Below are 11,947 nucleotides of genomic sequence, written 5' to 3' on the forward strand. Positions count from 1 at the left end.
TATTATATCATTATACTGATACATAAAAAGGAGAATAAAATTAGCAGAAAAAAGTGACAAAAGGAGCAGACATGAAAATAGAATGGCGGCAGTGTTTTAAAATCGGGGTAAGTATTTTTATCTTATTTCTATGTATAAATTATTGGAAGATAGTAGGGCATACCATTGGAGTGTTCTTAAGTGGTATTACTCCTATATTGATTGGATGTGCTTTGGCATATCTGGTAAATATATTTATGTGCGCGTTGGAAAAAAAATATTTTCCCAATAGCAAAAAAGATTTTGTAATAAAAAGCAGAAGACCAGTTTGCATGCTGACCTCCGTATTATTGGTTATCGGTGTCGTTGTAGCATTGATTTATATGATTATTCCGGAATTGGTTAATTGTATAGAAACGTTTGTAAACAGCCTGCCTGATTTGGTAAAGGATATATCTAAAAATGAATATGTGAGAAAGATGGTATCCCCGGAGACTCTGGACAAATTAAAAAAAATGAAGTGGGATAGTTTTATTGAAAATATTGGAAGTCTTTTATTTACAGGTGTTGGTGGTGCTGTAAATACCATGGCAGAATTGGCTTCATCTGTGATTTCTATTGTGATAACCGTAGTATTGGGAATTATCTTTGCATTGTACTTTCTGACTGGAAAAGAGATGCTTATCCATCAGTCCAAGAGAGTTTTGAAAGCATTATTTAAGGAAAAGATGTATCACAAAATAATGCACTATTTTGAAGTGTTTGATGAGTGTTTTCATGGTTATATTATTGGAAAATTGATAGATGCAGTTGTACTGGGGAGCATGTGTATTGGGGTAATGCTGATATGTAGATTTCCGTATGCGGTTATGATAGGTACGTTAATAGGGTTTTCTGCGTTGATTCCGGTAGTTGGTGCTTATGTCGGTACAGCTGTGGGAGCATTGATGGTTTTGACTGAATCACCGATGAAAGCATTAGCATTTTTAATTATAATTTTAGTTGTACAATTAATTGAAGCAAATGTAATTTATCCGAAAATAATGGGTACTTCTATCGGTTTACCGGGAATTTGGGTATTAGCGGCAGTAACACTGGGCGGCAGCCTGTTTGGCATTGTCGGCATGCTGGTAGGTGTTCCGATTTTTGCCGGATTTTATAAAATAGCCGGAGAAAGTATACGAAGAAGAGAGATGTAATGGAATCAGGATTTTGGTTGCTGGAAGATGATGGCAGTAACTTTTATCGTACATGTTGTTATTGAAAATGGGTGATAAAAATGTTATTCTATAACTATGGAAAATTAAAGGAGGAGAATAAAATGAGAAAGAGTTTATTCAAAAAAATGTCAGCAGCTATCTTGTCATTGACATTGGTAGTTGGAATGACAGCTGCTGTACCAGCAGCAGTGAAAACAGGCACAGATATTTCTAATGGAGTTAAGTGGCAGGGCTTTTCCATTCATACCAGAGAGGATAAAGGAGAATGGGAAGATGCATTAAAGAAAGCTGGACAGGTTTATAATAACCAGAAAGATGCATTTAAGAGTTATGGAGAGAATGCAAAGATTTCTTCGCAGACTTCAACAAATGTTACGATGAATGTGACAAGCACAGGTTACAGTGCTAACTGGAAACCTGATGGAACAGTTGCACAGAGCAATCCTTGGGGAGTTACTTTAAATAAGATTTTAAAGATTGAAAAGGGTCGTACATATACTATTTCATTCAAGATTAAGAGCACACTACAGAATGAGATTAAAGAGACAAAGACCCGTAAAGATGGAACAGGTTACAATGTGGGAACAGGAAAGATGAATTATGTAAAACATATTCATTTGAAAGCTTATAGAAACCATGAAAAAGACGGTGACCCGGCTATCAAATTTAATTCTATCAAGGCTACATACAAAGGAGCAAGCGTTCTTTCAAAGACAAAAGATTATTCAAACTTTATTAAGTTAGACAGCAGAAATGATGATTATGTTGATGTAATAGCTTCAGTCACAGTACCTGGTGACAATCTTGCTTATAAGCAGAATACTATGGGTGTTATGCTGGCAATGGGTGCATTCTTAAAAGAATTTCCAAATGAAAATGATATGAAGGGTGTCGTTGATGTCAAAGATTTCAAAGTTGTTGCAGGAAGTGCTGCTTTAAAAGCAAACAAAGTATCTAAGGTAAAACCAAATGCTAAAAAGGGAACAATGAAAGTTTCTCTTAAAAAAGTTAAAGGTGCTAAGGGATATGAAGTTCAGTATTTTACATCATATAATAAGAGTGAAAAAACATATTCCGGAAAGAAGACAGTAAAGGCAAAAAAAGCAACTGTTACTATCAAGAATAAAAAGAAAATTAAAGCGAAAAAGACATTATATGTTAGAGCAAGATATTATAAAACAGTAAATGGAAAGAAAACATATAGTGTTTGGTCAGCACTTAAAAAAGTAAAAATAAAGAAATAAAGAAAACTTAAAAGTCAATAAGGGTAATTAAAATAAACTTACAGGCGGTATTCATACCGCCTGTTTTATATTATAAAAGATAGTATAAATACAATAAAACAACAGGCGGCAGATACCTGAAAAAGACTTGCGCCGAACCAGGCGGCAGCCATGCCGATGATTAAAGCAGCTCCACCTGTCAATGGTGAATCGGTTGCATCCAGAATCGCTGGAAAGGTCATTACGGCCAAAGTAACATATGGGACATAGTATAAGAATGATTGTAAAAATTGATTTTTTATTTGTTTTTGTATCAATGTTAATGGGAGGATTCTGATAGCCAGAGTAACGAATGCCATTAACAGAATATAAATATATGGATTATGTGTCATGGTTTTTCCTTTAATTTAAAACTAATATTTTTTGTTTGCTGTCAAGTATTCTTCTCTTGTTTCACAGGGAAAAATATAGCGGCAATTGCTGAAATAGCCACTGTTAGAATAATTGTTCTGGTACCGCCTGATAATGTGGAAATAATGGGCAGTTTTGCAAAGAAAAAACTCGCAATAAAGCTTATTATAACTAATCCGGCGATAACTTTATTCTTTTTTGCCGGTGGAACAATTATTGCAATAAACATTCCAAATAACGCAACACTGAGTGCACCTACGATTTTGTCCGGTAAGATATTTCCGGCCATAACACCGATAGCCGTACCGATAGACCATCCGGGAATTGCCAAAGCCATGGCACCATATGTGTAACATGGATTCAGATAACCATTTTGCGCTATTGTAATTCCGAAAAGCTCATCCGTAACATCATAGCCGATGCATAACCTGTGAATGAGCGGGGTGTCAGGGGAAAATCTCTGACTTAGAGCACAACTCATTAAAAGATACCTGGCATTTGCAATCAGCGTGACCAAGATAATTTCTATGTAAGCGGCATCAGCCGCAATTACAGTAAATCCGGCGTATTCACCTGCTGAAGCGTTATTAAGAAAACTCACAAGAAAGCCCTGAAATGGTGTAAGACCAATATTTCTTGCAGTGATACCCAGAGAAAAGGAAACTGCTAAATATCCCAGTGCTATGGGGATTCCATCCCGCATTCCTTTTTTAAAAATCTGTCTATTATCAATCATTATAAAGTCCCCTTTATTTACCATAATCCCATACAATGTTGCATGAGCAGACTTACACATGTAATTGCTACCCAACAGCAGAAACCAAGAATAATAGGTTTTCCACCGGTCTTGATAAGTTTTACAATATTCGTGTTAAGACCTATGGCAGCCATTGCCAGAACAATAAAAAATTTGCTCAGTTCTTTAATTGGTGAAAAGAGAGAGGCTTTCACACCGAATGATAATGCAATTGTAGTAATAACGGAAGCAAATATAAAATATAAAATAAACATTGGAAAAATCTGTTTCAAATTTACAGATTTTCCTGTTTCAGATATCTGTTTTTCTTTTCTCGTTCGCATAAAAGCCAGCACGAGTGTAATAGGAATAATGGCAAGGGTTCTTGTAAGTTTTACGGTGACGGCAGTATCCAGTGTGGCAGAGCCTAGATTAAACATGCTGTCCCATGTAGATGCTGTCGCCGTAACGGACGAGGTATCATTCACAGCAGTTCCTGCAAAAATTCCAAAAGCTTCTCCGGTATGGGAGAAACCAAGAATAGAACCAAAAGTCGGAAAGATAAGAGCGGCTAAAACATTAAAGAAAAATATAACAGAAATAGCCTGTGCGACTTCTTCATCGTCAGCATCAATAACCGGTGCGGTAGCGGCAATCGCGGAACCCCCGCATATGGAAGAACCAACGCCCACTAATGTAGTGATTTTTTTCGGAATATGCATTATTTTTTGAAGTATATATGCAATTATTAGTGAAGTTGCAATTGTACTTATTATAATAGGCAGGGATTGTTTTCCCGTCTGTAAAATGACGTTTAGATTCATTCCAAATCCCAGTAAAACAACAGCCCACTGCAAAATCTTTTTGGATGTAAATTTAATACCCGCATCAAAACCGGTTTTGTCAGGAAGCAATAAGGTAATCATCATACCTGCAATAATGGCAATAACAGCGCCTCCTATAATTGGAAATTGCATTCCCAGAAACCATGAGGGGATGGCAATGCAAAGACAAAGAATCATCCCTCTCCCTTTTTCTTTTATGAAGTTCATAATATTTGTTCCTCCAGTATTTATCTTTGTAATACAACTTAGTATATATTAAATCATAATGAAGAGTATTTCAATAAAATTAACTGGCAAAAGTTTTTTGGTAAATGTATGATAAATATTATAAATATTGTTACATTTTGACGAATATGTTAAAATAGAAAAAAAATATCATTAGGAGGCAGATTATGAATCGTCAACAGATAAAAGCACTGTCTAAACAACAGTTAGGCGGTGGGATTTTTAGTAACAACTGGCTTATGGGTGTGGTAGTGGTTCTTATCATTACAGCTTTGAGTTCAGCTTGTGCAATGATACCATGTTTGGGAGTAATTGCAGCGCTGATTATTTCAGGACCAATCCAGTATGGTACCTGTTATGTATTTCTAAAACTTGTCAGAACCGGTGCGCCAATTGACATTTCAGATGTTTTTGAAGGATTTAAGGATGATTTTTCAGGTTGTTTTTTAATTGGTCTTATGACAGGAATTTTTACATTTCTTTGGTCATTACTATTTGTTATACCTGGTATTATAAAGTCATATTCTTATTCTATGGCGTATTATGTAAAAGCTGATCATCCGGATTATGATTGGAATGCATGTATCAAAGAAAGCATGAGAATCACGAATGGACATAAGTGGGATTTGTTTGTTTTAGATTTAAGCTTTATTGGTTGGACACTTGTAGGTATGTGTTTATGTGGTATAGGTATTCTTTGGGTAGAACCATATATGCAGACGACAAGAGCTAATTTTTATGAGACAATGAAAGAGGCGTAAAAAGAGTACAGGTAAACGAAAATGTTTTTAGACATCCAAATTGCAAAAAGGTCTTTTGCAGTTTGGGTGTCTTTTTATGTAAAATAAAAATATTTTTATAAAAAATACTTTTCAGAATTTCAAATAACCATTGAAAGTTACTACAGAAATTAACATTTTGATGAGGGAAGACACCTACATTATTTGATAAAATACTAATTATTGTACATAATGAACAAAAATATTAATAAAACAATTTCAATTTTGTGAGATTATTGCAAAAAATATTTTTATTGCCTATTCTTAGAATATGTTTTTGATGTCGGGGCTGGATTTGGACCGGCAAAGAACGGAAATAGCGCTATATTGTAACCACAGAAATTGTGTGAAGGTTTCGAAACCAACACACACCTAATAGAGAAAGGTTGAATCAATAGGAGGCAGAGAAATGAGAAGAGGCAGTCTATTTACCAGAGCAAAAAAAGCTACAGCAATAGGGCTGGCAGCAGTTATGGTGTTTATTGCAATGCCGGCGCAAAACATAAAAGCGGCAGATAATTCTCCTTATGTGATTTCACAGGGAAGAATGGTATATGCAAGTTCCTCCGTGGGAAATAGTGACCCGGCATATGCAATCGATGGGTCAAAGTCTACCAGATGGGAGAGCGCATGGGAGAATAGTGAAGAATGGATTTATGTTGATTTAGGGAAGATAACAAACTTTACAGGTGTTAAATTATACTGGGAAGGCGCTTATGCCAAAGAGTATAAGATTCAGATATCTAATGATGAAGAAAATTGGAATACAGTTTATACAAACAATAATTGTAATGGAGGAAATGAAGAACTTAAAATACAGGGCAATGCCAGATATGTAAGACTAAATATGACAAAGAAAGCATTGACAGCCTATGGGTATTCACTTTACGAATTTGAAGTGTACGGAATAGACGGAGTGACAAAAAGACCAGTAGATTATGGAGTAAACATTGCAGAGAATAAAAGCGTTCAAGCATCATCACTGAGAGATGTGTGGTGGATGTATGATGACAATGGTGTTATTAATCAGACATCTGTACTTGCAAAAAATGCGGTAGATGGCAGTGATAATACATATTGGTGTTCCGGCGAGAGCGATAAACAGTGGTTTATGGTAGATTTGGGAAGAAATTATGACATCGGGCGTGTAGTAATTGACTGGAATTCCGATGCAGGTAAAATGTATGACATTCAGGTATCTACCAATGGAAATGACTGGACAACAGTGTACAGACAGTTAAAAGGATATGGATATGAAGTGGCTGATGTACCAATGTTTGCAACAGCAAGATATGTCAGAATGAATGGATATACAAGAGTTGAAAGTGGAAGTGGATTTAGTATAAAGGAATTTAAAGTATATGAATATAAACCGGGAGATACGAGACCGACATATCGTATACCAAGTCTGCCAGAGTCCTATGTGGCGTCAAATGGAAAAGGAACTTACCTTGCAAATTCAATGTACAATGAGAAAACAAAACTTCCAGTGTATAAAGATGAATCCATCAAAAGTCCGATTGACAGTAATGACTGGTGGCAGTCAATTTTAATTAACAGGTTTGGCAATACATTATGTACAATGCCGTTTAAGACAAAGTATTCTGCAAAAGGGCTTGGAATATTGACGGCAACAGAAGGCTGGCTTCCGGATATGGGAGAGACAGATGTAAATGTATCAGTAAATACAGAAACAGAGACAGACTTCTATATTCTTCCAGAGAATTTAGACAATGCCAGTGCCTGCGATAAGGTGATGGATTACAGTGATTATTCTGTGACAGCGGGATTATATGATGACAGTCATCTGGCAATGAAGAGCACCTTTGTAAAAGGTTCCCCATATATCTTTACGGAATATGGTGATACAGAGACTATCTATATTTCGTCATCGGGTATTACATCCATCTTTGATGGCAATGGCAATGAAATATTAACAAACAATTTAGCAACATTAAAAACAGACCATATCGGTCTTGAAATTACAGATAATGATAATAAGGCAAAGACAAAAACTTCAAAGAGCTATTATGCACTGTCTGTGCCGGAAAATACAACATTTAAAAAAATTGGAAGTTATATCAGAGTAACATTTCCGGGTAAGAATGGATATATGTCAATTGGTACAATGCTGAATAAATCACAGATAGAGACATTCTATCGTCACGGATATGCATTTGTAACAGATACAAATGTAACTTACGATTATAACGATAGTAATGCAAAGATTACATCAAACTACAGCGTAACAACAACGGTAAAAAGAGCCGGGTTTTCAAATCAGACATTCCAATGCATGTTACCACACCAGTGGAAGAATTCTACAGATGATAATACTTCTTTTGCAACATATACATCTGTCAGAGGAGATATGAAAGCGATTGAAGGAAATTCTTTCAAGACGGTTTCAGAATTTGCGGGACTTCTTCCTACTTTTGCACTTCCAACAGGTTCAGACTTTGATGGTGAAGCACTTTTAGGATATTTAAATCAATTAGAAGATGCTACGAAGAATTTAAATCCGGCAGGAGATGCTTATTGGGAAGGTAAAAATCTGCATCCACTTGGAATGGGAGTTCTTATGGCAGACCAGATTGGTGAGACAGAATTACGAGATACTTTCTTAAAGAGAATGAAGAAGATATTAGTAAACTGGTTTACATACGATGGAAAGGATGATATTAGTTACTTCATTTATAACCAGAATTGGGGAACATTGTATTATGAGCAGAGTGAATTTGGGGCAAATGCAGCTATTTGTGACCATCATTTTACATATGGTTATTTTATGTTTGCAGCGACAGTGCTAGCTACATATGATGAAGAATTTTACAATGACTATAAGGGTATGATTGAGATGATGATTCGCGATTATGCGAACCCATCAGATAATGACAGTGAATATTGCAGATTCAGAGCGTATGATTTGTATGAGGGTCATTCATGGGCAGGTGGATATGCAGACAATGATTCGGGAAATAATCAGGAGTCAGCCAGTGAATCCTTATTTAGCTGGGTAAGTATGTATCTCTGGGGTGTGCTTACAAATAATCATACATATAGAGATGCAGGTGTGTTCGGTTTCACAAATGAAATGGAAGCAGTAGAACAGTATTGGTTCGATTATGATAAAGATAATTGGGTTGAAGCATGGCCATATGATGTCGTAGGTCAGGTATATGGCGGTATTAACTTTTATGGAACATTCTTTGGAGGACAGCCATTATATGTATATGGTATCCAGTGGCTGCCGATTTCAGAATATTTGACATATTATGGCATGAATCAGACAAGATGTGCTGAAATTTATCAGGGACTTTTAAAAGATACAGATATTGCTATGGATAAAGCGGTAAAAGCTGCAAACAAAGAAGGAAAGAGTCAGGAGGAGATAGATAAACTGTTGAAGGAATATCCGCAGGCAGATACAGGATGGCAGCATATTACATGGCCATTCCTTTCACAGACAAATCCTGACCTCGCGTTAAATAAATTCTTGGAAAATGATACAAAGGTTCAGAGAACAGATACAGCGAATACTTACTGGTTCATTCATGCAATGAAAGAATTAGGAGTTAAGACAACAGATATTATTGCTACAGGTGACTGCTCAGCAGCAGTTTACTATAATAAGACTACAAATAAATACACAGCAACTGTCTGGAATCCGACAAACGAGACAAAAGTAGTATCATTTAATAACAAGTCAGGAAAAATTGGTACAGCAACCATCGGTGCAAAGGCATTAGTAAGTTTTGAAGTATACAAAGACAGAAACTTCAATATTATACAGGCAGAAACACCGGAAATTTCCGTACCATCCGGTAAATATGATGATACACAGTATGTAACAATTAAGACAAAAACAGAAGGTGCAACAATTCACTACACAGTGGATGGAGCAATGCCTACAAAAGCATCACCGGTATATGATGGAACATTTGCAGTATCAAGCACTGCTACAGTAAAAGCGATTGCAGTAAAAGATGAATGTATTACATCAGCAATGGCAACCAGCACCATTACAGTAAATGGTACACCTGTATCTCTTGATACGAATATTGCTCTTGGCAAAACTGTAACTGTATCATCATCAGAAAATCCGTCGGTAGATGGTGGTAAGATTGCAGATAATGATACAAGTACGAGATGGTCTTCCGGTTTTACAGATAATGAATGGGCTCAGATTGATTTAGGAAAGTCATATACAATTAATAAAGTAGCGCTTAACTGGGAAGCATCTTATGCAAAAGCTTATAAGTTACAAACTTCCTCAGATGGAAATAACTGGAACACAGTATATGAAACTTCAAACTGCAAGGGAGGCAGAGAAGAAATTGTTTTTGATGCAACAACATGCAGATATGTAAGAATGCAGGGTGTGAAGAGAGCTTTAGCTTATGGATATTCCCTATGGGAAATGGGAGTATATGAGGCAGCTACTGTACAGAACCCGCAGTTTAGCCTGGCATCAGGTACATATAACGGAACACAGCATCTTACGATTAACAGCCCGACAAAGGGTGTAGAAATCAGATATACAACAGATGGTTCCACACCGAATGAAAATTCGAAGCTTTATGTTCCAACAGTAAAGATTAACAAAGATACAACAATGAAAGCCATTGCATACAGAAAGGGAATGATAACCTCCGGTGTATCAACTGCTGCATATAAGATTAATGGTGGAAGTACAGAGGAACCGGGAGATGTTGTTACAGGAGAAAACCTTGCAAAGAATAAGAGGGTTACAGCATCAGGAGAAGAAAATGGTGCAATGAAAGTAGAAAATGTAATCGATGGTAATAATGGAACCCGCTGGTCATCAGATTTTGTAGATGATGCATGGATGACAGTTGATTTAGGTAAAACTTATACAATAAGCAAGGTTGTACTGAACTGGGAAGGTGCTTACGGAAAAGCGTATAAGATACAGACATCAACAGACGGTAAGAACTGGACAACAGTAAAGAATGTAACAGATGGAAAAGGCGGCGTAGAGACAATCACATTTACAGCAACAGATGCCAGATATGTGAAAATGCAGGGTGTAACAAGAGCTCTGCCATATGGATATTCAATCTGGGAGATGGAAGTATACGGGAAGGGTTCTGCCAGTGAAAGTGAAGAGCCGGATGTAGGCGGAGAAAATGTGGCAAAAGGAGCAACAGCAGATGCTTCCGGCGTGGAAGCAGATGGAACATTAGCCAAGTATGCAATTGACGGAAATAATGGAACCCGCTGGTCATCAAACTTCGCAGATGATGCATGGATTTGTGTTGACCTTGGAAAATCATATACAATTAACAAGGTAGTTCTCAACTGGGAAGGTGCTTATGGAGAAAGTTATAAGATACAGACATCAACAGACGGTAAGACATGGAAAACAGTTAAAAGCCTTACAGGACAAAATGGTGGAATTGACACTGTAGTATTTGATGCAGTGAGTGCCAGATATGTAAAAATGCAGGGTGTAAAGAGAGCATTGCCGTATGGATATTCCTTGTGGGAGATGGAAGTTTATACAAAATAATATTATAAAAATTGGAACAGGTCAGTGTCGTGGTAACATGAACAGACCTGTTCTATTTTTGTGATTTTTGGTTGAGAATGACAATAGCTATGAGTATCAAAAGTATTCCGATTGCAGAAGGAAGTGTTATCTTTTCATGAAATATAACTGCACCGATGAGTGTTGCGACCATCGGTTCTATTGTAGCGGCAATAGCGGCTTTGCTTGGCTCCACACTGCGAAGACCGATTGTATAACACATAAATGGAATTACCGCAGTGACGAGGCTTGTTATAATAACAAAAATGAATAACGAAACAAAACTTTGGGCACGTTCTATTTTATTTATCATATCTAAAGGAGAGCAGAGGACAATAGAGCCGAGTGCTGCTACAATAAATGTAAAAGTTGTGACGGAATACGGAGTATATTTTTTTAGTGCAATGGTGCCAAGAATACTGTAGAGTCCATATCCGACTCCGGCGCCAAGACCAATGAGTATGCCGATAAAGTTAATATTTCCGTTTCCGATACCAGATACAAGTATACATCCCGCAAAAGATAACGAGAGCGCCAAGAGCTTAGTTTTAGTAATTGTTTCTTTAAAAAAGACGACTGACATTAACATTACCCAAATAGGAGATGTGTAAAGTAAAATAGCAGCCATAGAGATGGTCATCATTTTAATAGCAGTATAATAGCAGATTGTAAAGAATAAAATGCTACAGAGACCGAGGGCAAGAAATAAAATAATATCTTTCGGATGAATTTTAAATCCTCCCGGTTCCTTGCATAATAGGATAACCGAGAAAATAATGGCGGCTAAGACCAATCGCATACATGCTATCTGAACAGGGGTAAAACCGTATGAAGAAAGGTGTCTGACAAAAATTCCCATACTTCCCCAAAATATTCCTGATAATATAATTAAAAATAATCCTTTGCTTTTTAATCGAAATATCATATGAATCATCTTTCCTTTCGAGCTATTTCGCATTATAATGATACCGGGGTTAA

At 36.6% G+C, this 11,947-nt stretch carries 8 protein-coding genes; 4 read left to right on the top strand and 4 right to left on the bottom strand.

Going from position 1 to position 11,947, the window contains the following annotated elements; all coding sequences use genetic code 11:
- Positions 1-71 precede the first annotated feature (71 nt).
- Positions 72-1,178: an AI-2E family transporter gene (locus Q5O86_RS01355; RefSeq protein ID WP_302625358.1), complete on the top strand. Its 1,107-nt coding sequence runs from the start codon at positions 72-74 to the stop codon at positions 1,176-1,178.
- A 122-nt stretch (positions 1,179-1,300) separates the two neighbouring features.
- Positions 1,301-2,443, top strand: a complete 1,143-nt coding sequence (locus tag Q5O86_RS01360; protein ID WP_302625359.1) for a hypothetical protein — start codon at positions 1,301-1,303, stop codon at positions 2,441-2,443.
- Positions 2,444-2,508: 65 nt separating this feature from the next.
- Here Q5O86_RS01360 and Q5O86_RS01365 read toward each other — a convergent pair whose 3' ends face one another.
- The 3 genes from Q5O86_RS01365 to Q5O86_RS01375 are packed head-to-tail and all read right to left on the bottom strand — an operon-like array spanning position 2,509 to position 4,621.
- Positions 2,509-2,814, bottom strand: a complete 306-nt coding sequence (locus Q5O86_RS01365) for an AzlD domain-containing protein (protein ID WP_302625360.1) — start codon at positions 2,812-2,814, stop codon at positions 2,509-2,511.
- A 41-nt stretch (positions 2,815-2,855) separates the two neighbouring features.
- Positions 2,856-3,569 (bottom strand): AzlC family ABC transporter permease, encoded by a 714-nt coding sequence (locus tag Q5O86_RS01370; protein ID WP_302625361.1) that lies wholly within the window; start codon positions 3,567-3,569, stop codon positions 2,856-2,858.
- Between the two features lie 17 nt (positions 3,570-3,586).
- The gene (locus Q5O86_RS01375) at positions 3,587-4,621 is read right to left on the bottom strand and encodes a YeiH family protein (protein WP_302625362.1); all 1,035 of its coding nucleotides are present in this window, start codon (positions 4,619-4,621) and stop codon (positions 3,587-3,589) included.
- 185 nt (positions 4,622-4,806) lie between these two features.
- On the opposite strand from Q5O86_RS01375, the gene Q5O86_RS01380 reads away from it, so the two are divergent.
- Both Q5O86_RS01380 and Q5O86_RS01385 read left to right on the top strand, forming a co-directional pair.
- Positions 4,807-5,400: a DUF975 family protein gene (locus tag Q5O86_RS01380; RefSeq protein WP_302625363.1), complete on the top strand. Its 594-nt coding sequence runs from the start codon at positions 4,807-4,809 to the stop codon at positions 5,398-5,400.
- A gap of 427 nt (positions 5,401-5,827) precedes the next feature.
- The gene (locus Q5O86_RS01385) at positions 5,828-10,951 is read left to right on the top strand and encodes a discoidin domain-containing protein (RefSeq protein ID WP_302625364.1); all 5,124 of its coding nucleotides are present in this window, start codon (positions 5,828-5,830) and stop codon (positions 10,949-10,951) included.
- 52 nt (positions 10,952-11,003) lie between these two features.
- Here the strand turns inward: Q5O86_RS01385 and Q5O86_RS01390 are convergent, their stop codons facing one another.
- A complete protein-coding gene (locus Q5O86_RS01390; protein WP_302625365.1) occupies positions 11,004-11,894 on the bottom strand; it encodes a DMT family transporter in 891 nt (296 codons plus the stop codon).
- Positions 11,895-11,947 lie beyond the last annotated feature (53 nt).

The organism is uncultured Eubacterium sp. (assembly GCF_937958975.1).
Classification (GTDB): Bacteria; Bacillota; Clostridia; order Lachnospirales; family Lachnospiraceae; genus Eubacterium_G.

Excerpts from the sequence above, each read along its gene's own strand:
- Q5O86_RS01355 (WP_302625358.1), top strand. The coding sequence starts at position 72 with ATGAAAATAGAATGGCGGCAGTGTTTTAAAATCGGGGTAAGTATTTTT.
- Q5O86_RS01360 (WP_302625359.1), top strand. The coding sequence starts at position 1,301 with ATGAGAAAGAGTTTATTCAAAAAAATGTCAGCAGCTATCTTGTCATTG.
- Q5O86_RS01365 (WP_302625360.1), bottom strand. The coding sequence starts at position 2,814 with ATGACACATAATCCATATATTTATATTCTGTTAATGGCATTCGTTACT.
- Q5O86_RS01370 (WP_302625361.1), bottom strand. The coding sequence starts at position 3,569 with ATGATTGATAATAGACAGATTTTTAAAAAAGGAATGCGGGATGGAATC.
- Q5O86_RS01375 (WP_302625362.1), bottom strand. The coding sequence starts at position 4,621 with ATGAACTTCATAAAAGAAAAAGGGAGAGGGATGATTCTTTGTCTTTGC.
- Q5O86_RS01380 (WP_302625363.1), top strand. The coding sequence starts at position 4,807 with ATGAATCGTCAACAGATAAAAGCACTGTCTAAACAACAGTTAGGCGGT.
- Q5O86_RS01385 (WP_302625364.1), top strand. The coding sequence starts at position 5,828 with ATGAGAAGAGGCAGTCTATTTACCAGAGCAAAAAAAGCTACAGCAATA.
- Q5O86_RS01390 (WP_302625365.1), bottom strand. The coding sequence starts at position 11,894 with ATGATATTTCGATTAAAAAGCAAAGGATTATTTTTAATTATATTATCA.